Origin of the sequence: Mameliella sp. LZ-28, assembly GCF_012274245.1 — a bacterium.
Classification (GTDB): domain Bacteria; phylum Pseudomonadota; class Alphaproteobacteria; order Rhodobacterales; family Rhodobacteraceae; genus Antarctobacter; species Antarctobacter albus.
This window is the reverse complement of record NZ_JAANYX010000022.1, coordinates 311223-331126: the sequence shown is the minus strand read 5'-3', so window position 1 is coordinate 331126 and position 19904 is coordinate 311223. Positions and strand designations below refer to the sequence as shown.

At 61.6% G+C, this 19904-nt stretch carries 19 protein-coding genes and 1 tRNA gene; 10 read left to right on the top strand and 10 right to left on the bottom strand.

The window, feature by feature from the left end; all coding sequences use genetic code 11:
• Positions 1-83: 83 nt before the first annotated feature.
• Both G9Q80_RS14090 and G9Q80_RS14085 read left to right on the top strand, forming a co-directional pair.
• Positions 84-743 carry an ABC transporter ATP-binding protein gene (locus G9Q80_RS14090; protein WP_043142558.1) on the top strand — a complete coding sequence of 220 codons (660 nt, stop codon included), beginning with the start codon at positions 84-86 and terminating at the stop codon, positions 741-743.
• A complete protein-coding gene (locus G9Q80_RS14085) occupies positions 721-2379 on the top strand; it encodes a KpsE/RkpR family capsule polysaccharide export protein (protein ID WP_088714400.1) in 1659 nt (552 codons plus the stop codon). Before G9Q80_RS14090 ends, G9Q80_RS14085 begins: the two co-directional genes overlap by 23 nt.
• A 12-nt stretch (positions 2380-2391) precedes the next feature.
• On the opposite strand, the gene G9Q80_RS14080 is transcribed toward G9Q80_RS14085, so the two are convergent.
• A complete protein-coding gene (locus G9Q80_RS14080; RefSeq protein ID WP_088714399.1) occupies positions 2392-3084 on the bottom strand; it encodes a nitroreductase family protein in 693 nt (230 codons plus the stop codon).
• A 158-nt stretch (positions 3085-3242) separates the two neighbouring features.
• On the opposite strand from G9Q80_RS14080, the gene G9Q80_RS14075 reads away from it, so the two are divergent.
• Both G9Q80_RS14075 and G9Q80_RS14070 read left to right on the top strand, forming a co-directional pair.
• Positions 3243-3332, top strand: a tRNA-Ser gene (locus tag G9Q80_RS14075).
• Between the two features lie 379 nt (positions 3333-3711).
• Positions 3712-3855: a hypothetical protein gene (locus tag G9Q80_RS14070; protein WP_157903791.1), complete on the top strand. Its 144-nt coding sequence runs from the start codon at positions 3712-3714 to the stop codon at positions 3853-3855.
• Between the two features lie 565 nt (positions 3856-4420).
• Here G9Q80_RS14070 and G9Q80_RS14065 read toward each other — a convergent pair.
• The 3 genes from G9Q80_RS14065 to G9Q80_RS14055 are packed head-to-tail and all read right to left on the bottom strand — an operon-like array spanning position 4421 to position 7733.
• Complete coding sequence (locus tag G9Q80_RS14065) at positions 4421-5089, bottom strand: glutathione S-transferase family protein (protein ID WP_088714375.1); 669 nt, start codon at positions 5087-5089, stop codon at positions 4421-4423.
• 9 nt (positions 5090-5098) lie between these two features.
• Positions 5099-6820, bottom strand: a complete 1722-nt coding sequence (locus G9Q80_RS14060) for a Rieske 2Fe-2S domain-containing protein (RefSeq protein ID WP_168246490.1) — start codon at positions 6818-6820, stop codon at positions 5099-5101.
• A gap of 25 nt (positions 6821-6845) precedes the next feature.
• Positions 6846-7733, bottom strand: a complete 888-nt coding sequence (locus G9Q80_RS14055) for an aromatic ring-hydroxylating oxygenase subunit alpha (RefSeq protein ID WP_088669325.1) — start codon at positions 7731-7733, stop codon at positions 6846-6848.
• Between the two features lie 292 nt (positions 7734-8025).
• Between G9Q80_RS14055 and G9Q80_RS14050 the strand changes: the two genes are divergently transcribed.
• From G9Q80_RS14050 to G9Q80_RS14030, 5 genes are all read left to right on the top strand, one after another.
• On the top strand, positions 8026-8718 hold the full coding sequence (locus G9Q80_RS14050) for a GntR family transcriptional regulator (protein ID WP_043137573.1): 693 nt from the start codon (positions 8026-8028) through the stop codon (positions 8716-8718).
• 91 nt (positions 8719-8809) lie between these two features.
• The gene (locus tag G9Q80_RS14045) at positions 8810-9904 is read left to right on the top strand and encodes a BMP family ABC transporter substrate-binding protein (protein WP_074622236.1); all 1095 of its coding nucleotides are present in this window, start codon (positions 8810-8812) and stop codon (positions 9902-9904) included.
• A gap of 85 nt (positions 9905-9989) precedes the next feature.
• Positions 9990-11537 (top strand): ABC transporter ATP-binding protein, encoded by a 1548-nt coding sequence (locus G9Q80_RS14040; protein ID WP_088714373.1) that lies wholly within the window; start codon positions 9990-9992, stop codon positions 11535-11537.
• 31 nt (positions 11538-11568) lie between these two features.
• Complete coding sequence (locus G9Q80_RS14035) at positions 11569-12597, top strand: ABC transporter permease (protein WP_221452637.1); 1029 nt, start codon at positions 11569-11571, stop codon at positions 12595-12597.
• The gene (locus G9Q80_RS14030) at positions 12597-13517 is read left to right on the top strand and encodes an ABC transporter permease (RefSeq protein WP_088714371.1); all 921 of its coding nucleotides are present in this window, start codon (positions 12597-12599) and stop codon (positions 13515-13517) included. The genes G9Q80_RS14035 and G9Q80_RS14030 overlap by 1 nt, the downstream gene beginning before the upstream one ends.
• A gap of 388 nt (positions 13518-13905) precedes the next feature.
• Here the strand turns inward: G9Q80_RS14030 and G9Q80_RS14025 are convergent, their stop codons facing one another.
• Positions 13906-14457, bottom strand: coding sequence for a hypothetical protein (locus tag G9Q80_RS14025; protein ID WP_133066367.1), 552 nt, complete (start codon positions 14455-14457; stop codon positions 13906-13908).
• Between the two features lie 136 nt (positions 14458-14593).
• On the opposite strand from G9Q80_RS14025, the gene G9Q80_RS14020 reads away from it, so the two are divergent.
• Positions 14594-15736 (top strand): FAD-dependent monooxygenase, encoded by a 1143-nt coding sequence (locus tag G9Q80_RS14020; RefSeq protein WP_043136875.1) that lies wholly within the window; start codon positions 14594-14596, stop codon positions 15734-15736.
• Between the two features lie 131 nt (positions 15737-15867).
• On the opposite strand, the gene G9Q80_RS14015 is transcribed toward G9Q80_RS14020, so the two are convergent.
• The 5 genes from G9Q80_RS14015 to G9Q80_RS13995 form a co-directional block, all read right to left on the bottom strand.
• Positions 15868-16494, bottom strand: coding sequence for an isochorismatase family protein (locus tag G9Q80_RS14015; RefSeq protein ID WP_088714369.1), 627 nt, complete (start codon positions 16492-16494; stop codon positions 15868-15870).
• A gap of 81 nt (positions 16495-16575) precedes the next feature.
• The gene (locus G9Q80_RS14010) at positions 16576-17607 is read right to left on the bottom strand and encodes a 2,5-dihydroxypyridine 5,6-dioxygenase NicX family protein (protein WP_043136880.1); all 1032 of its coding nucleotides are present in this window, start codon (positions 17605-17607) and stop codon (positions 16576-16578) included.
• Between the two features lie 23 nt (positions 17608-17630).
• Positions 17631-18416: an alpha/beta fold hydrolase gene (locus tag G9Q80_RS14005; protein ID WP_088714368.1), complete on the bottom strand. Its 786-nt coding sequence runs from the start codon at positions 18414-18416 to the stop codon at positions 17631-17633.
• 10 nt (positions 18417-18426) lie between these two features.
• Positions 18427-19176, bottom strand: a complete 750-nt coding sequence (locus tag G9Q80_RS14000; protein ID WP_043136886.1) for a maleate cis-trans isomerase family protein — start codon at positions 19174-19176, stop codon at positions 18427-18429.
• Between the two features lie 102 nt (positions 19177-19278).
• Positions 19279-19884 (bottom strand): TetR/AcrR family transcriptional regulator, encoded by a 606-nt coding sequence (locus G9Q80_RS13995; protein WP_232788156.1) that lies wholly within the window; start codon positions 19882-19884, stop codon positions 19279-19281.
• Between the last annotated feature and the right edge of the window lie 20 nt (positions 19885-19904).

Genomic DNA, 19904 nt, shown 5'->3' with positions numbered 1-19904 from the left:
AGCGCCATAATGTGAACAAATTATCTACCAACTTGACGCATACACCAATTTCCAAGGGAACCGAGTATAGTCAGGGCACCCAGATGTTAGAGTTCGACATGGTCAGCAAGTCCTTTTGGACAGGCGCCCAGCGCAAGGTGATCCTTGACCGGGTTTCCTTTCGTGTCGACCTTGGCGAGTCCCTTGGCATCCTGGCCCCGAACGGCACCGGAAAATCCACCGTCATCAAGATGATGGCTGGGCTGGAAAAACCGGACGAGGGCGAGATCAGGCGCAATTGCCGCGTCTCCTTTCCGCTGGGCTTCATGGGCGGCGTCGTGTCCAAGATCTCGGCCAAGGAAAACGCCCGCTTCATCGCCAAGCTCTATGGACTCGATCCGGATTACGTCGAATCCTTCTGCCGCTGGCTTTGCGACCTGAAGGAATATTTCGACCAGCCCATCGGCACCTACTCCTCTGGCATGCGGGCCCGGTTCACCTTTGCCCTGATGCTGGCGCTGGATTTCGACATGTACCTGATCGACGAGGGCATGCCCAACTCCACCGATGCCGCCTTCAACAAGCGCGCCGGGGACATCCTGGCCGAAAGGCTGCGCACGACGACGATCATCATCGTCAGCCACCAGCCCAAGGTGCTGGAAAAATTCGCCCGCAAGGCGGCTGTCCTGATGGATGGCAAGATGCACATGTTCGACACCCTGGAAGAAGCGAAACGGCTCTATGACTATGAAACCGAAGGCTAAGAAGTTCCGCATTCGGCGTTCACCGGCCGCTGCCGCCCTGTCCGGCGAGGGTGCCGAGACCGAGCGTTCCGACCCGGCAGTGGCGCCGCCCCCAACGCCCCCGGCGGGGCGACCGCAGTTCTCGAACGCCGGGACCGCGTCCAAGGCCCGCAGTGGAGAGGTGGCCTCGCCCCGCCAGGTCGCGGGAGAGACGGATATCGACTCGATCCGCGCCGAGGGGTTGACCGGGCGCCAGCTGCGCATGGCCCGCCGCGTCGCGAACAAGCACGGGCTTGAGGCAACATCGGATTTCGATGCCGTGCGGTTGCTGCGTGAACGCGGGATCGACCCGTTCCAGCGCACCAACATGCTGGAACTGGTTCAGGCCGAACCCGGTGACAAGCCCGCTTCACCGCCGCAATCGAAACCCGAACCCAAGGTGCAGCTGCCCCAGACCGTGAAGCTGGAAAAGGCACAGTTGCCCTCGACCGAAACCGTCAGCCCGGCCGAACGACGCGCCGCCGAAATCCTCAAGATCCAGCGCGAACTGGCCGCACGGCGCCGCAAGAAGATGATGCTGCTGATGGTGCGGCTCGCGGCATTCGTCCTGCTGCCGACCCTCATCGCCGGGTATTATTTCTATGCCGTGGCGACACCGATGTATTCGACCAAGTCGGAATTCCTGATTCTCAAGGCAGAAAGTTCGGGCGGTGCGATGGGATCGCTGTTCTCGGGCACGCAATTTGCCACCAACCAGGATGCCATCGCAGTGCAATCCTACCTGACCTCCAAGGATGCCATGCTGCGCCTGGACCGGGACGAGGGGTTCAAGTCGCATTTCACCCAAGAGTTCATTGACCCGATCCAGCGGCTGGACCCGGAGCCCACAAACGAAGAGGCCTATTCGCTTTACAAGCGTCACGTCCAGATTGGCTATGATCCGACAGAGGGCGTCATCAAGATGGAGGTCATGGCCGCCGACCCACAGATCGCCGCCAATTTCTCCAGCGCGTTGATCGGTTACGCCGAGGAGCGGGTGGACAATCTCTCGCTGCGCAAGCGGTCCAACGCGGTCAAGGACGCCGAGGAAGGCTTGATAGATGCCGAATCCGCCCGCCGCGAAGCGCAGGAAAAGCTGGTCCGCATGCAACAGGAAGGCAATGTCGTCGACCCCGAAGGCCGTATTGCAGCGCTGCGCTCGCAGATCAACACCTACGAGCTGCAGCTGCAGGAAAAACAACTGCAACTGCAGGCCTTGCTGGACAACAGCCGCCCGAACCAGGCCAAGGTCGAAGGCGCGCAGGGCGACATCCGACGGCTTGAGGCTCTGCTGGACCGACTGAACCGAGAGATGACGACGGCGACCACGGGCAAGGATTCCCTGGCCGAGGTGGCGGTACAGATCAAGCTGGCAGAGGCCGATCTCTCGACCCGAGACCTGATGTTGCAGACGGCACTGGAACGCCTGGAACAGGCCCGCCGCGACGCCGACAGCCAGGCCCGCTACCTGACCACATCCGTGGTGCCCGTCCCTTCGGAAGACCCCAGCTATCCCCGCAAGTTCGAGAATACGATGCTGGCCTTCCTGATCTTCGGCGGCATCTACCTGATGATCTCGCTGACCGCCTCGATCCTGCGCGAGCAGGTCGCCAGCTAAGACACCTGGCGACTACTCGGCCAGGGTCAGGATCTCGTCCAGGGGTTTCTTGATCTTGGCCACGGCGGGCACTTTGGCGTCCGGCGCGGGGTGGCCCGTGGCGAGGATCATCACCGGCTTTTCGGAATCGAGTCGCCCCAGAAGGTCGTTCAGGAACCGCATCGGATTGGGTGTATGCGTCAGGGACACCAGCCCGGCATGGTGCATCGCCGCCAGCAGAAAACCGGTGGCGATACCGACGCTTTCAGGAACGTAGTAGTTCTTGAACCGCGTACCATCGTCGAACTGCCCATAACGCTGTGCAAAAACCACGATCAGCCACGGCGCGATCTCAAGATGCGGTTTCTCCGGCCCTGTGCCGATCGGCTCCAGCGCCCGCAACCATTCATCCCCCGCCGCCCCATCATAGAAGCGGCGCTCTTCTTCCTCGGCGGCGGCTCGGATGCGCGATTTGATCCCCGGGTTCGAGATCGCCACGAAATGCCAGGGTTGGTGGTTGGCCCCGGACGGCGCCGTTCCGGCGGCACGGATACAGTCCTCGATGACCTCTTTTGGCACCGAACGGTCAGAGAACTCCCGCACCGAGTGCCGTTGCTTCATCCGGTCGTGAAACTCCGCTGCCGCCCGGACCATCTCCTCATCCGGCATGGAAACCCGGTCGGGCAGATCCACCGCCTCGTATTTCAACTGCTTCCGCGCAAACATCTCTGCCCTCCTTGCCTCTCGTGCCACAGAGTGCGGCGCGCGGCCTTGGAGATGCAAGCCTGACGCAACAGCGCTATCCGCCGTCAAAACCGAGGACAGGAAAGCAAGGTCGGAATGCCTCTTGCAGCCGACGCACAGTCCTTGCTAAACGGGTCGACGGAGAGGTGGCCGAGTGGTCGAAGGCGCACGCCTGGAAAGTGTGTAGGCGGGAAACCGTCTCGAGGGTTCGAATCCCTTCCTCTCCGCCATTTACCTTTTTAAAGTAACGGCTCTTCCTCCCCGAGTGGCGTTTACACCCAAAACTGTACCACTTACCGTGGCACATTTTTCCGCGACTCCTCGAAAAAAATTGGCGCTGGAGGCGTCGTTGACGCCTTCTGACGGACCGTTTCCAGCGTTCCTTGCTCCTCGCATTCGTCTCCGCACAGCGCATCGCGCGAAACCTGACATCATAGATCCGGTCGATCGAGGCGAGGCACCAACTCGGGCGGCAAGCGGCCGATTACCGGCCCTCATGATTGCCCTGCTCGATGCCGCGATGGCGCGGATGGACGAGAACGCGGCGCCGCAGACGAAACCCGTCGGCTGATCGAGACCGGCGTGGCGCAGATCTTCCGGGAAGCTGACATGCAATTCGAAACCGCGATTGGACCGATTGCGCGCCGTCGTGCCATCGGCGATGTCCAGCGGTTCATCGCTGCCGAATGTCCGCCGATCGACGATAAGGCACGGGCGCACATGTTCGCGCGGCTCGTCGGGTTCGTCGGATAGATGCCACGCCCGGCGGCCTGCTACTCGCGTTGGCGCTCAACCCGCCTTTTTCGGGCGAAGGCCACAACCCGATTTTGGGAACCCGTGTGGCCGGGCGCCACCAGATCGCCATTCAGCCGCTTCAGGGTTCGGCGCTGCTTGCAAGACGTCGCAGCCTCCATCTTCAGCCACGCAGCAAACTTTTCAGCCTAGGGGTCAAACTTTCTTGACTGCGCCAACATGTTGAACGACGGCTCGATCGAGCCTTGCCCCAAACACGTCTTGATGGTTCTCCGCGACAGGCCAGTTCGGCCTGCGATCTCTCCGTTCGTCGGCCCAAATCCCTTGCAGTTCTTTTGCGACCAAAGTCGCGCAGGCGGCTATGACTACTGCCCAAACCTTCCATCAGATTTGGGTCACGTTCAGGGTGATCTGCCTCTACTGCAGCAGCGGCGCACGCTATGATCATGTGATCGATCCTTGAACCAGTTGAATTGGCGGGCGCCCGATGGGAGGAAGCCAGCATTCATCGGGCGCCCAGGATAGCCGGCCGGAGGAACGACCGGCTAAGGAAGAGAGCCAGCCTTCAGGCGACCGCCTGCCGGCGGTCTGTTGCGGCCGGTCCCGCAGGGAAGACGCCAGACATCACGACAAAACCCGGGATGCGCTTGAACCGGTCGCTCCATCGACGGATGGCCGGGTAATCGATGCGCGGAATGCCCCCTTCCTCGGAGAGGACGGTATAGGGGAAACAGGCGATGTCCGCGATCGTGGGATGCTCTCCCGGACAGATCCAGTCCTGCCCCTCCTCCTCGGCAAAGAAGAGATGTTCATCCAGAACCCGGAACAAACGATGCGCACCGGCCCGGGCCGCCTCGACATCTATCTCCGAGTAGAACAGCCCGTCATGCAGGCGAGCCGCCGAGGCCGTTGCCGTGATTGCATCGGCAAAAGCCAGCCATTGCGAGATCTGCCCCAGCAGTTCGGGACTCTTCCGCGGATACCACCGATTCGAGGGGTCATATTTCGCGGCCAGGTACACCAGGATCGCCTGGGCATCTCGGAGAACAAGACCGTTGTCGTCGATCACCGGCAACTGACCCAGCGGATTGATCTGGCGAAAGTCCGGGGACTTGTGCTGGTTGCCCGGGTAGAAGTCGATCAACTCGGACCTGTACTGGACCCCAAGGAAGGATAGCAGAAGACGCAGTTTGTAGCAGTTTCCGGAGAGTTCATAGTCGTACAGTTTCAACATGCTGACACCTCAAATATCCAGGATGAGACGATCGGACACCGCGCGGCTGACGCAGGTCATGATGGACTTGCCTTCGGCCTTTTCAGCATCGCTCAGGTAGACGTCCTGGTGTTTGACCGCCCCTTCGATCACGCCGCACCGGCAGGTGCCGCAGGCGCCCTGCTCGCAGGAGCTGGGCATGTCGATGCCGTTTTCGCGCAGCACTTCCAGGATGGTCTTTCCGGCAGGCACTTTCAGAGTCATCGCCGACCGGGCCAGATCGACCTCGAAGGCCGTGCTGTTGTCCACTTTGGCGGTATTGGCGAAATACTCAAAATGCACCGTCTCGTCCGACCATCCCTGCTCGGCGGCGATTGCGCGAGCCGCCTCCAGCATCGGACCCGGACCGCAGATGTAGACGTGGCGGGCGAAACCGGGCTCGGCGAGGATTTCTGTCAACCTGGCGCCGGTTGCCTCTGGCGTCAGCGCCTTGTGCAAGATGAGAGCCTGCTCGTATTCTCCGATCTGCTGTTTGAAAGCCACGTGATCGTCGGACTGCACGAAGTAGTGGAACTCGAAGCTCAGGCCCTGGGCGTTCAGGGCCCGCGCCATGGAAATCAGCGGTGTGACACCGATCCCTCCGGCGACAAAGATCGTGTGCTCGGCATTGCGGCGCAGCGGGAAGTTGTTGCGCGGCGCCGAGATCGCCAGCACGTCACCCGCTTTCACCGCATCGTGGATGGCGGCCGATCCACCCTTGCTGTTCGGCTCGCGCTTGACGCCGATCCTGTAGTGGTCGGTCTCACCCGGCCCGTTCGTGATCGAATACTGCCGCACTAGACCGTTGGGCAGGTGCACGTCGATATGCGCGCCGGGCTGGAAGGTCGGCAGGCTGCCCTTGACCGGCTCCAGTCGCAGGCTGACGATGCCTTCGGCGGTCATTTCCTTCCCCGCGACCTGCACGCGCAATTCAGCCTTGCGCATTTCGGTGCCACTCGCCGGAATATCGACCAGATCCTCGGATACCCTTGCGATCACCGGCTGATAGGGCGGCGGCGTCTCCTGCGATGACGCACGGGCCTCGATCTGGCTGCGCAACTCCTGCATCAGCCAGCTGTGGCGCTTGAGCAGCCTGATACGGTCCGCGCCTTTCGCAGGCTGGTTGCTGATCCCGCGGATCGCGGACCGATTGCTGTCCATCGGCTGCACGAACAGGCGGACCTCCGCCCCGTCCGCCGCGGTCACGGTGACCGATCCGTCGGCGTTGGCACGGCCCGAACAGCTATCGTCCCAGCCATAGGCGAGCAGCGCCTCGACGACCATTTCCATCGGAGCCAGGACCGGAACCGGGCGCAGCACTGTTGCCGCCTCAAACCCGTCAAGCGGGGGCAGATCGCCGCTGGCCTGTTCGCCGGCCCAGACCAGCCCGTGCGCTTCCTGCGCCGGGTAGGTGTTGTTGCAGATGGTCCGTGCTGGCGCATCGGCCGGGTGCGCGGGGATATAGGTGCAGCCGGCGGTGCGGTTGGCATAGCGCCAACCGTGGTACTGGCATTTCAGGTCGGACCCGTTGTTGATCCCGATGGAAAGCCGCACGCCGCGATGCAGACAGCGATTTTCCCAGACGTTCACGTATCCGTCGTCGGCACGCCAGACGGCGAACTCGCGGCCCAAAAGTTGTGCCTGATAGACATGGCGTTTCGGCAGATCCGAGCTCGAGGCGATCGGATACCATTTGCTGTGCAGGTCGGACATCACTCTGGTTTCCCTGTTGTTGTAGTCATGCAGACGGGGGGATCACGCCATAGGCAACCCCCTTGCCGGACAGCCACCTGCGGTAGGCGATTGCAGATTTATCTGCGCGAATAGGCGTCTCGGCCCGTGGATCCAGCGGCAGACGCTTGGGATACTGGTTTTCCAGGATGGGTTTGTCCTGGCCAAAGATCGTCTGCTGAAACAACCGGATCTGAGTGTCATCACTGTTGTCATCCAGCAGTGACAGCAGCATGTGAACCCGGACCTGCTCTTGATTGAAGGGCTGGATGAAGATGGCAATCACATCGTTGCGGCCATCGTCCAGCGGACTGGACTTGTAGAGCACCGAGCAGAACGGGTGCGGCACCCGATAGATGTAATCGACGTCGGCACCGCCGCTGGAAGAGGCCGCCGCCATCGGTTGCCAGAACTTGCAGTTGGAGGCCAGGATCTCGTCCCGCTCTTCCGACACCTCGACGAAATACTCCTTCACCTCGGTATGCGGCTCGGCGCCCAGAATATCGGTGTGGACAAACGGAAAATGCCCCATGTCGAGAAAGTTCTCGACCAGGCGCGGAGCCGAGGCGTTCACCCCGAAGCTTGCGGCGTGAATATTGCGACGGTCCTCTTCTTCGTACTCCGGGATCGGAAAGATGTCCCGCTCCGGCATCCCGAGCGTTGTCCAGAAATACCCGAACCGCTCCTTCACCGGCAGCGCCCGATCACCCGGCGCGTCCCCCGGCCTCCCCTCGTATGCCCAGACGACGACATCGCCGGCATCGTTCCTAGTGTAGGCAATCGGCTGCTCCAGCAGGACACTCCGCTGCACCCGGGCGTCCTTGACGTCCTCAAGAGGCGCAATCGCATACCAGAGATTCACGGCGACGGGGTCTTTGCATTTCAGTTCCGGCACGATCTGTCCTCCCAAAAATCTTCTGCAAGTGGCACCCCGGCCGCCCATCGTCCAGCGGCCGCCAGGTCGGGCAAAGATGCGTCACCCATGTAGGCGCCTGCCAGTAAACGCTATCCAAACACGACAAGATTGCATATCAATTATAAACATAGAGACTTTCAATTTTTGACTGATAGTCTTTCAATTCCTAAAGAGGTACTACTTGTCGCAGGCCCGGTGCACGGTGTGACGGGCCGATCCACAACGAGGCGCTGGCCTCCAGACACGTGATCAGAAAGGTTGCGCAGCCGTCATGGGAAGCCGTTCAGACGAGATCTCCAAGATCATCACCCGGGCGATCATCCAAAAGCGCCTGCTGCCTGGCTGCAAACTCAGTGAACAAACGCTGGCTGACATCTTCAAGGTCAGCCGCGCGGTGGTACGGCAGGCCCTGATCCACCTCAGCGAAGATGGCCTCGTGACAATGGAGCGCAACCGCGGAGCATTTGTCTCGAAACCCACCTACCGCGAGGCGGTCGAGATCTACGATGCGCTCACCATCCTGGAACAGGGTGTCGCCGCACAGTTGTCAGGCCGGCTGGATACCCGCGGCTGGGCCGAACTGCGCCGCCATGTCGAGCTTCAGAACAAGGCCATCGACGAGAAAAACGACGCACTCGCAGATCAGTTGGGCTCGGGCTTTCACGAAACCCTGGTGCGGATGTCGCGGAACTCGGTCGTGCAGCAAATGCACGCGCAGTTGATCCGCAGAACCGCGTTGCTGCGCTCGCTGGTCAGTTCGCGCTTCGATTACTGCGGACTGCTGCACGATCACAGCCAACTGATCGACCTGCTTGAAGAAGGCAAGATCGCAGAGGCACAGGAACTGATCGCGGTCCACCATAACACCGTCGTGAGAGGATACCTGTTGGAAGACGACACGCTGCCGAAAACGGACGCGCGAGAAGCGCTCGCGCCCTACGTGGCGCAAGAGAACACCGACTAGGGCCGTTCCCCCACAAAAAACCAAGAAACGCCAACGGCCAAGGAAGAACCGAACGCCCAAGACAATCGTCCATTTGAACAGGGAGGAAACAATGAAACGCGCAACAAGAAGAGATATCCTGAAATACGGTGCCGCCACCGGGTTGGCGGCGGGGCTTGCAAACCTGCCAGGTGCGGCCAGGGCAGAGGGCAAGCTCAAGGTCGGAGCCGTCTACGTCTCGCCCGTCTCTGAAATCGGTTGGACGAAACAGCACAGCCTCGGCATCGAAGCGATCCGGGCGGAGTTCGGCGATGATGCAGAGATAACGGTGATCGACAGCATTTTCCGCCCCCAGGACGCCGAGCGCGTGTTCCGTCAATTGGCAGGGGCCGGAAACGACCTGATCTTCGGGACCAGTTTCTCGCACGGCACGCCGATGCAGAAAGTGGCACCGCGCTTTCCCAAGACCGCGTTCGAGCATTGCTCGGGCATCAAGCACCTCAAGAACCTGGGCACCTTTGAAGCCAAGTACTTCGAAGGCACCTACGTGGCGGGCGTGGCGGCGGGCCATGTCTCCAAGTCCGCCAAGATCGGCTTTATCGGCGGTTTCCCGATACCCGATATTGTCGGCCCGGCCAACGCGCTGTTGCGCGGCGCCCAAAGCGTCAACCCCGACATCACCTGCAACGTAATCTTCCTGAATTCCTGGTTCGACCCGGGCAAGGAAAAGGAAGCGGCCAAGACGCTGATCGCACAGGGCTGCGACGTGATCTGCTCGATGACCGATACGGCCACGGGCGTACAGGTGGCCGGGGAAAACGACGCTTGGTCCATCGGCTACGCCAGCGACATGGCCCCGTTCGGCAATGGCAAGCATCTCACGGCGTTCACGCTCAACTGGGTGCCGGTCTACTTGCAGGCGGCCCGCGATACGGCCAATGGCACCTGGACATCAAACGAAAGATGGCTCGGCCTCGCGGATGACGTGATCCAGATGTCCCCCTACAACGACGATCTGCCGCCCGAGGCCACCGCCGCCGCCGAAAAGGCGCGCGCGGAAATCATCGCGGGCACGCTGCACCCCTTTGGCGGCGAACTGAAAGACCAGTCAGGCGCCCTGCGCGTCGAAACCGGACAGAGCCTGTCTGACGGCGGCATCCGGAGCATCGACTGGTTCGTCGAGGGCATGATCGGCAAGCTGGGCTGACCGCTTCCCGGGACTCCCAAAAGGAAGGATTGCCTGCCTCGCTCCGCTTGGCGGGCAATCCACCCGAACAAAGGTGAAACACGCAATGACTCCACGATTGGAACTCCGTGGCATCAGCAAGTCATACCCCGGTGTGATTGCCAATGATGACATCTCGCTCTCCGTTCTCCCCGGCGAGATTCACGCCGTGCTGGGTGAAAACGGCGCCGGGAAAAGCACGCTCATGAAGATCATTTACGGGGCAACCCCGGCGGACACGGGACAGATCGTCTGTGACGGCAAGACCTTGCCCGAACATGGCCCCGCGATTTCGCGGGAACTGGGGATCGAAATGGTCTACCAGCATTTCGCCCTGTTCGAATCCATCACGGTCGTGGAAAACATCGCGCTCTCGATGCCCGGCAAGATGGATCTCAAGAGGTTGGCGGTCCGCATCCGCGACGTTTCAGAACGCTACGGTCTGCCGATTGATCCCGACCGCCTGGTGCTTTCCCTCTCTGTCGGGGAACGGCAGAGAGTGGAGATTGTCCGCTGCCTGCTGCGTCAGCCCAAGCTGTTGATCCTGGACGAACCGACGTCTGTGCTGACACCGCAGGCGGTACGGACGCTGTTCAAGACCCTGCGCCAGCTCGCCGCCGAAGGCTGCAGCATCCTATACATCAGTCACAAGCTGGACGAAGTACGCGAGCTGTGCCACAGCGCCACCGTTCTGCGCGGTGGCAAGGTAACCGGCGAAACCGACCCACGACAGGCGACCTCTGCCGAACTCGCCCGCATGATGGTGGGCAGCGACCTGCCGGAAATGACGGTAGACCCCTCGGAGCTCAGCCAACTGCCGCTCCTGGCGGTCAACAACCTGAGCATGGCGTCGGAAACCGCCACGGGCACCTCGCTCAAATCCGTGAACCTCGAGGCATACGGCGGCGAAATCGTTGGCATCGCCGGTGTTTCGGGCAATGGCCAGGGGGAACTGGCCGCCGCGATCAGTGGCGAAAAGATCACCAGCGCGGCCGAGGACATCATTCTGGAGGGACGCGCGGTCGGCCACCTCAACGCCGGGCGCCGCCGCGATCTGGGTCTGGGATTCGTACCGGAAGAGCGGCTTGGCCGTGGTGCGGTCCCGCCTTATGAACTGTCGGAGAATGCGCTGCTGACCGCCCACAGGCTGGGCATGGTCAAGCACGGCATGGCCAACCGCAGAAAGGCGCGCGACTTCGCCTCCGCCGTGATCGAGAAATACAAGGTCAAGGCCAGCGGGCCCAACGCAAAAGCGCATGGTTTGTCCGGCGGAAACCTGCAGAAATTCATCATGGGCCGGGAGATCGAACTCGCGCCCAAGGTGCTTCTGGTATCGCAACCGACATGGGGCGTGGATGTCGGCGCCGCCGCCTTCGTGCGGCAGACCCTTATCGACCTCAGCCGCTCCGGCAAGGCGGTGATCGTGATCTCCGAAGAGCTGGAAGAGCTGTTCGAAATCTGCGACCGGCTTTACGTCATCTGCAATGGCGAGCTCTCTCCGCCCCTTTACCGCGCCGAGACCAATATCGAGGAAGTCGGCCTTCTCATGACCGGCACGGGCCCGACATGCGCCGCGTCTGAAGAGCAAATGGAGAGCATCAGGCATGCTGTTTAAAATCGAGCCTCGCGCCGAACCGTCGCGCCAAATGTCCATCGCCGCCCCGCTGATCGCGACCGGGCTGACCATCGTCGTCAGCTCCCTGTTCTTCCTGTCGCTCGGCTACAACCCCTTGGTAACGCTCTACACCTTCTTCATCGAACCGCTCACGACGATGAACGGTATTTCCGAATGGTTGCTGAAGGCCTCACCGTTGATCCTGATTGCCTGCGGTCTCGCAATCGGCTTTCGCGCGAATGTCTGGAACATCGGCGCCGAGGGGCAGCTGATCATGGGCGCGATTGCCGCCACCGGCGTCGGCCTCTTTGCGCCCTGGCAGGACAGCCCGTTGCTGCTGCCCTCCATGGTCATCGCGGGCATGTTGGCAGGCATGGCCTGGGCGGCTGTCCCCGCCTTTCTCAAGGATCGTATGAACACAAACGAGATCCTGGTGACTTTGATGCTCACCTATGTCGCCACGTTGATCCTGTCGTACCTGGTCCACGGCCCGTGGCGCGATCCGGATGGATACAATTTCCCGCAGACCGCGCTCTTGCCGTACAACGGCATGTTCGAGGTCTTCGACTATTCCTACCGGCTCAACACCTCGATTTTCTTCACCGTGGTCGTTGTCGCCATCACCTGGCTGTTCACCGAGCGCAGTTTCCTGGGGTACAAGATGTCGGTCGGCGGTGTCGCTCCGGCCGCGGCCAGGTTTGCCGGCTTCAACGCCTCCGCCTCGATCTGGATCGGGCTGCTGGCCTCCGGTGCCGCAGCTGGCCTGGCCGGGATGATGGAAGCCGCCGGCCCCCTGGGGCAATTGTCGCCACAAATCTCGCCGGGCTACGGCTTTGCCGCCATCATCGTGGCCTTTGTCGGACGCCTCAACGCCTTTGGGATCGTGCTGGGTGGGCTGCTGCTGTCGCTTCTCTACCTCGGCGGTGAAACGGTGCAGATGTCGTTGGGCCTGCCCTCCTCGATCGCGCTGATTTTCCAGGGAATGCTGCTGTTCTTCCTGCTCGCCAGCAACTTCCTGATCAACTTCCGCATCCGCAAGCTCGCTATGAGGACCGCCTGATGGATTTGTTCGTCTCAATGTTCGCCGCGACGATCGTCGCGGCAACCCCTCTCATCTTTGCTGCGCTTGGCGAGTTGGTGGTCGAGAAATCCGGCGTGCTGAACCTCGGCATCGAAGGCATGATGCTGGTCGGCGCCGCGTTCGGGGTCTGGGCGCATTTTGCCGGCCTGCCGATGATCGTGGCGCTTGCCGCCGCGGTGCTGGCCGGGGCTGCCTCCTCGTTGCTGTTTGGCGTGCTGGCGCTCACGTTCATGACCAACCAGTACGCGGCGGGCCTTGCGCTTGCGATCTTCGGCACCGGGGTTTCCGCCTTCATCGGTCGCGGCTTCGGCAGCACGCCGGTGGACGCCATTCAGCCCGTACACCTGCCCGGCCTCTCCGACATTCCGGTGATCGGGGAAATGTTCTTCCAGTACGATCCGCTGGTCTACATCTCCTTCGTGATGTTTGGCATCGTCAGCTGGTTTCTCTACCGCACAAAGGCCGGACTGGCCCTGCGTGCCATCGGGGAAAGCCCGGATTCGGCGCATGCTATTGGCTATGAGGTGATCCGGATCCGCTACATGGCCGTGATGTTCGGGGGAGCTATGGCGGGTCTGGGCGGCGCTTACCTGTCGCTGGTCTATACCCCCCTCTGGGTGGAAAACATGACCGCAGGCCGTGGCTGGATTGCCCTTGCTCTGGTGGTTTTCGCCGCCTGGCGCCCCATCCGCGTTGTCCTTGGCGCCTGGCTGTTCGGCGGGATGACCATTCTGCAGTTGCAGGGCCAGGCAATCGGATTGAACGTCCCTTCCGAGCTCCTGTCCGCGCTGCCATACCTGGCCACAATCGCGGTATTGGTGCTGATCTCCCGCAACCGTCAGGCGATGGCCCTGGATTTCCCTATCTCGCTGGCACGCCCCTTCCGACCCAAGGGATAAGACATAAGGTACTGCCCGACAACACAAGGACGGGCGGTACTCTTCCAGATCTGTGGCCTTGCACTGGCGACCATTCAAATGTCGCGCAACCGCCCCTTCAAAAAGGGTGCTGAAGAGGTCGGCCATCGACCCGGATTGACGAACATGCTCGACCGGCGGGGTGGCACCCACATCCCACCTGCCGGACCAATTCGGTTTGCGACCACCCTACCCGCGCCTGGATTGCCGCCAGTTCCGCCCCAATTCCGCCCTGGTGACGCAAGGGCCCTCGCAGCACGTCCTTGCCGCCTGGCAGCCTTGCGGCAGGCTGTGCGGCAATGGCGGACATCTGCGCGCACATGGTCGGGCAGAGCGTCGCCGCACCTGCGGCAATGCCACTCCCTTCGCATCAGACGTTTTCAGAATGGCAATTGCGCGGGCCCTGCGGCCCCTTCCCTGCCCGTACAGATATACGAAAAGTAGCTGGCGCGGGGTCATTCCGGGTTGCTGTTTCGTTCAGGCGCAGTTCCAGGTTACCGGAGGGAGAAAAGGCGGCGGAGCCCCTGAATCCGCAGACTCCGGGCAAGAGGCCCGCGACCACGATGCTGTCCAGCCCCTGTTCGAAGTCCAGGATCTGGTCATGGTCGGCGCCGACGACGGCTTCGGCCCAGGCACGAAAGACGAGGATTTCGGCATTTTGCCCGTCGGTCAGGAAATCCCGGCCCGGGCCGCCCGCCAACTCGTGCTCTCCCGGGCGGCCGTGCAAGATGTTATTACCCTCGTCGTCTTCCAAGACATCTTCGCCGCCAAAGAGAGTGTCGTCGCCGGCTTTGCCATTCAGCGTGTCGTTGTCGCCGCCGCCGCTCAGGCAGTCATTGCCGGTGCCTTGGAGGATGACGGCGAGGCATAGCCACACGCACAGATTCGCGCACCCTTCCTCGAATGACTCGCAAGCGGCCAAAACCTTAAACGATCAACCAGACAGAAGTTAAGCATTTGCTTTTGAACATTTATATCGTCTTTCAAGAAGTCTCTTCACGCATCGTTCAATGCATGATATTTGTTTGTATGCAAATGAATAAAGGACAGAGGAAACCATGACCACCATCGACACTGTAGACATTGCCGTAATCGGAGCTGGCCTTGGTGGCGCTGCCGCAGCCGCTCTCCTGATCGATGCGGGTTTCGACGTGCATTGCTTCGAGCAGGCACCGGAGTTCACCCGCCTCGGCGCCGGGATCCACATCGGCCCGAACGTGATGAAGATCTTCCGGAAGATCGGGCTCGAAGACCGCCTTGCGGACATCGGCGCGCATCCTGATTTCTGGTTTTCCCGCGACGGCACGACAGGCGAGTACCTTTCGCGCATCCCCCTGGGCGACCACGCCAAGAAGGAATACGGCGCGCCCTATATCACCATTCACCGCGGTGACTTGCATGCGGAACAGATCGATGCCCTGCCAAAGAACCGGGTCCATTTCGATCACCGGCTGACCGAGATCGAAGAACGCGACAACGATGTGCTGATGACCTTTGCAAATGGTCGGCAGATCGCGGCGCGTATCGTTATTGGCGCGGATGGCATCAACTCGCTTCTGCGCGAAAAGCTGCTCGGCAAGGAGCGACCGCGGTACAGCGGCTGGATCGGTCACCGGGCGCTGGTCAACATGGACAAGCTGCGGGCCAGCGGCCTGGAGTTCGAGACCTGCGTCAAATGGTGGTGGGAACAGTCGCGCCATGTCATGGCCTACGCCACGAAACGCGACGGGTCGGAGTACTATTACGTCACCGGCGTTCCGGTCGACAATTGGCCTCACGAGGAAGGCTTCGTCGACAGTTCCCGCGAAGAAATGGAGGCGATCTTTGGCGGTGGTCATCCGATGGTGCAGGCGCTTATCGACGCCACCGAGACCGTCACAAAATGGCCGTTCTGGAACCGCGATCCGCTCAACCTCTGGAGCCGCGGCCGGATGTGCCTGCTGGGTGACGCCTGCCATCCGATGCGCCCGCACATGGCCCAGGGCGCCTGCATGGCGATCGAAGATGCCGCCGTGCTGACGCGCTGCCTGACGGAAACCGGCATCGGCGACTATGCCAACGCCTTCGACATCTACGAGAACACGCGGCGCGACCGGGCGACCAAAGTTCAGACGATCTCGAATGCAAACACCTGGCTGAAAGAGCCGGAAGATCCGGCCTGGGTCTATGCCTATGACCCGATGACAGCCACTCTCGGGTAATCCTTTCAAATCCACAGGGCGGCCCCGACACCGGGGCCGCCCTTCTTTGTGCGCCGGGGCGACCCGATACCGGACAAAGAAAAAAGGGGCGCAGACCGCGCCCCTTTGATAATTCGTGGTGACCGTTTCTTTCAGGTAGCGAGGGATGTCATCCAGGAAAAGATGTCGTCCGCGTCCGTGACGTCCGCGTATTTTTGCTCCATGTCGTAAAGGTTTGCTTCGTGTGGGGCAGTTGCCCGGTCAGCGCAGCAATCCCGGGGAACCAGCACGTTGAAGCCGGACTGCACGGCGTCGACCACCGTCGCCCTGACGCAGCCAGAGGTCGTGGCCCCGGTCACGATCACCGTGTCGACACGGGCGCCGGCCAGCAACCCGGCCAGGTTGGTTCCGTGAAAGGCCGAGGCGCCATGCTTGACGATCACCGGGTCTTCCGCGCGGATTCCTGTGGTGGCGTCGATCTCGACCAGGCGCGAGCCAACAGTCAACGCGGCCATGCCTGTGGCCTTGCGCAACCAAGGTAGGGACGCGACTTCCCAAGGCTGGTACGCGATTGTGGTATAGATCACCGGGAAACCGGCAGCCCGCGCGGCCTCGGTCAGTCGGCGGGTCGCCGCGATCTCGGCGCTCATATCGGCGGCCGTCGTATATTGCGTGTCAGTGAACCCGTAAGAAAAATCCACCACTACGATAGCCGGGCGGGTGCCGCGCGGCACCTTCTGGCCGAAACCGGCGTCGGCATAGACCTGTTGCTGGGACATCTCGTGTAACTCCGGAGGAACGCGCCTGCCCCGAAGGGCCACGGGCCCGGACGGAGACGGCGCTGGCTGTAAGGGGGGCGCTCAGCGGCGCGCGATCTGCATTTCCTTCACGACGAGATCGCCGTCGATCACGATCGGTTCGTCATCGAGAAACAGCGAGCACCCGCGCATCGGGATGTCGAGATGACAGGCCGTGTCGTTGGGGCCACCCAGCTCGTTGTTGGGGCCGGTCGAGAACATCACATTGCCGTAGAAGCTGCGAGGCTCCATGCCCATGCCACCCGGGAAGGCGCCCGGGGTCATGCCATGCCAGTGCGCGTCGCGGTTCATGCCCCAGCCGACATGGCTCATCCCCATGCCGCGCGGATCGTTGAAACCATCCATGTAGGATTTGACCAGGTCCGCATCCAGCCCGCCGCGGATATCGGTGATCCACCCCTTCTCGATCGTGTAGGTGATCGGGTCCCGCACGTACATGTTCTGCGGCAGTAGCACATCCCCCGGCGCCACCACGATCTGACCGTCCACGCCGTCGTCGTCGCCGCCGGTGAAGACAAAGCCTGAGGGCCAATGGTCCCAGCGGCCGGGCTCATCGGTGCAGGCGTATTCGGCCACGGTTGGATAGGTGTTCAGCTTGTAGGTGACATCGGTGCCATGCGGTGAGGTGATGCGCATCACCTTGGCCTTTGCCAGGTATTCGGCCCCGATCTCGACCTTCTCGCGCAGCTCCTGGCTGGGCAGCATCCGGGCCAGCAGCTCTGGTGGTTCCACGGCGGTCAGGATCCGGGTGCCCGCGTCCTGGATGGCGAACTGTTCCGGGCTGAACAGCAGGAACACGCAGTCGATCAGCATATCGCAGTTCTTCAGCGCCTCGACCGCCTCGGGCATCGCCGCAAGGCCGGTCTGCCCCACAGCCCAGGCCCCGACGACGGGCGGCGCCGGCAGGCGCATGTGATACATGTTGGCGCCCAGGATCCGGCCCGCGGCCATGAAGGCATCGGCATAGTCCAGGCGTTCATTGCCCTGGGTCAGAACGATCAGACGCTCATCCTTTTTCACCCCGGACATCTTCAACTGGTGCAGGCAGATGTCGGTAAAGCTTGCATGATCCATGACGGATCCTCCCTATACTCGGTTTATTGAACGTCGAAATCCATGACTGCCTCCAGGAACCCCTCGAGGTTGTCCCAAGGGATCATGTGGCCGGCGTCCGGTACGATGCGCTGTTCGATCTTCGGGTTCAGCTGCGCGACCTCCTCCTGGTCGGCTTCGTCGACCACGGTGGCGCCCCCCGCGATGACCAGCCGCGCGGGCTTGTCGATTTTTGGCAGGTCCTGATGGATGTCGTCGGTGTGGAACCCGTCGAAGGCAATGCGGATCGCTCCCCAGTGGCAGGTGTGCAGCCATTCCGCGCGCAGGGCGACTTGCTCGTCGCTCCATGTGGGACAGAAGGCGCGCATCTCTTCGACAGAGCACCCTCTGGCCGCCATCTGGATGCTGTCGCTGTACCAAGGCCATTTCGAAGGATAGGCGCGGCGGCCCGGCCCGGACATCGGCGGATCGACCAGGATATGCCCGGCAAAGGGTTCAGGATCACGGGCATTCGCGCGGATGGCAATGCGGGCGCCCATCGAATGACCAAGCGTGATCGGCTGCCGAAGGGTCCGTGCCACCGCGATGGCGTCATCGGCCAGGGCGTCCAGCGTGTAGTCCAGGTCGCCGGTTTCCGACAGGCCGCGCCCCCGCACGTCCAGCACATGCACCTCGAAGCGTTGCGCCAGACGTTCGGCCACGAAACCCCAGGTGATCGCAGGCGAGGTGATGCCCGGGATCAACAGCAGTTGCGGTGCGCCTTCCGGCCCGTCCCAGCGGATCAGGTGCTGGCGGATGCCGTTGGCATGGATGTTGTATCCAAAGCTCATGTCAGCCTCCTCAGTAGGCGCCGGAGAGCAGCGTGCCGCCGCCCGGAACGCGGGTTTCGAGGTCGAGTGCCTTGAGCATCTGCCAGGTTGTGGCGATGGCTGCTGTCAACACCGGTTTGCCGACCTGTGCCTCGACGGTTGAAACCGCGGGCAACGAGGGCATCTGGACACAGGCCGAGAGCACCACCGCATCGACGCCGGAAGTGTCCATATCCGCGACGATCCCGGGCAGGTTCATCGGGTCATGTGCCGCAACGGCGAGGTTGTCCTGGATCTCCAGCGCGCGCCAGGTCACCACCTCGATCCCTTCGTTTCGGATGTACTCCACCACCATCTCGGTCAGCGGCTTCATGTAGGGCGCGACCACGGCGACCTTCTGCGCACCGATCGCCTTGATCCCTTCAACCAAGGCACCGGCAGAGGTGACGACCGGGGTATCCGCGTCATTGTCCCGTGTCACGCCGCGCAGCCGTTCCTGCGATGTGCAGTGATAGCCATGCCCCATCGACATGATGGCAACGAGGCAGGCGTAGCCCATCACGTCCACCTTCGCGTCCGAGAGTTCGAGCGCACAACGGTCGCTGTCCGCATCCATCGCCGCGAGTTCTTCCTTGGTCACGTGTTTCATCCGCATCCGCGAGGAATGAAACGTGAAACGCTCCGGAAAGACCGCCTCTCGGGCACGCAAGAGCGCGGGGATCTCGGTCTCCATCGTCACGTTCGAACTCGGCACGATCTGGCCAACACGGATCGGGGTCATGATTCTCACCTCTGAAATCAACGTCCCTCTCCGCATAATTAATCATATGTATAATTTCAACCAAAATCATTTGCATACAAACGTATTTGGCAACTTGGGCACCTATGTGTTCAGCGGTGCCGCAAGCCCTGCAGAAATGAAGGTTTCAAGTTGATCCAGGAGCGCGGCACCGCCGAGGTCGCCGACCTGCCCGTCGGTCAGATCGTTGATGCGACCGAGATCGTTCAGCATGAACATGTAGGTGCCCACAGCAAAGGCCATACGGGTCGAGATGACCTCTTTCGGGATCTCTGGCAGTATCTCCGAAAGCGCCTGGATGTAGCGTTTGACAGAGGCATCATAGACTTCGCGTCGCAGACGAAAGGCATGTTCTTCCTGTTCGGCATGCAACCGAGCCTGAAGACGGACGAATGCCGCTCCGTTAGATCCCGAATTTTTCATTTCCCATTGGGGCCTTAAATAGCACCGCACCAATTCCGCAACGGTAGGTGCCACGTCGCGCGACAGCAGTTCGTCCAGCAGCACATGCCGTGCGCCAGAAATTACACTGCCACGCCGGCGGACCACCGCGTCGAACAGATCCTGCTTGGAGCCAAAGTAGTAGCGAACGAGGGCCTGGTTGACCCCGGCTTCTGTCGCGATGTCCCGCACCTTGGCCCCGTTGAACCCATAATCGGCAAAAAGCAACTCGGCCTTGTCCAGGATCACCTCGCGGAGTTCCGGCCCCT

Bases quoted from the DNA above. Each gene is read 5' to 3' on its own strand.
- G9Q80_RS14060 (WP_168246490.1), bottom strand. From the start codon at position 6,820: ATGTCCGACCTGCACAGCAAATGGTATCCGATCGCCTCGAGCTCGGAT.
- G9Q80_RS14080 (WP_088714399.1), bottom strand. From the start codon at position 3,084: ATGTTTGCGCGGAAGCAGTTGAAATACGAGGCGGTGGATCTGCCCGAC.
- G9Q80_RS14005 (WP_088714368.1), bottom strand. From the start codon at position 18,416: ATGAGCTTTGGATACAACATCCATGCCAACGGCATCCGCCAGCACCTG.
- G9Q80_RS14090 (WP_043142558.1), top strand. From the start codon at position 84: ATGTTAGAGTTCGACATGGTCAGCAAGTCCTTTTGGACAGGCGCCCAG.
- G9Q80_RS14035 (WP_221452637.1), top strand. From the start codon at position 11,569: ATGTCCATCGCCGCCCCGCTGATCGCGACCGGGCTGACCATCGTCGTC.
- G9Q80_RS14030 (WP_088714371.1), top strand. From the start codon at position 12,597: ATGGATTTGTTCGTCTCAATGTTCGCCGCGACGATCGTCGCGGCAACC.
- G9Q80_RS14050 (WP_043137573.1), top strand. From the start codon at position 8,026: ATGGGAAGCCGTTCAGACGAGATCTCCAAGATCATCACCCGGGCGATC.
- G9Q80_RS14020 (WP_043136875.1), top strand. From the start codon at position 14,594: ATGACCACCATCGACACTGTAGACATTGCCGTAATCGGAGCTGGCCTT.
- G9Q80_RS14000 (WP_043136886.1), bottom strand. From the start codon at position 19,176: ATGACCCCGATCCGTGTTGGCCAGATCGTGCCGAGTTCGAACGTGACG.
- G9Q80_RS14070 (WP_157903791.1), top strand. From the start codon at position 3,712: ATGCAATTCGAAACCGCGATTGGACCGATTGCGCGCCGTCGTGCCATC.
- G9Q80_RS14010 (WP_043136880.1), bottom strand. From the start codon at position 17,607: ATGGATCATGCAAGCTTTACCGACATCTGCCTGCACCAGTTGAAGATG.
- G9Q80_RS14065 (WP_088714375.1), bottom strand. From the start codon at position 5,089: ATGTTGAAACTGTACGACTATGAACTCTCCGGAAACTGCTACAAACTG.
- G9Q80_RS14045 (WP_074622236.1), top strand. From the start codon at position 8,810: ATGAAACGCGCAACAAGAAGAGATATCCTGAAATACGGTGCCGCCACC.
- G9Q80_RS14015 (WP_088714369.1), bottom strand. From the start codon at position 16,494: ATGTCCCAGCAACAGGTCTATGCCGACGCCGGTTTCGGCCAGAAGGTG.
- G9Q80_RS14040 (WP_088714373.1), top strand. From the start codon at position 9,990: ATGACTCCACGATTGGAACTCCGTGGCATCAGCAAGTCATACCCCGGT.
- G9Q80_RS14085 (WP_088714400.1), top strand. From the start codon at position 721: ATGACTATGAAACCGAAGGCTAAGAAGTTCCGCATTCGGCGTTCACCG.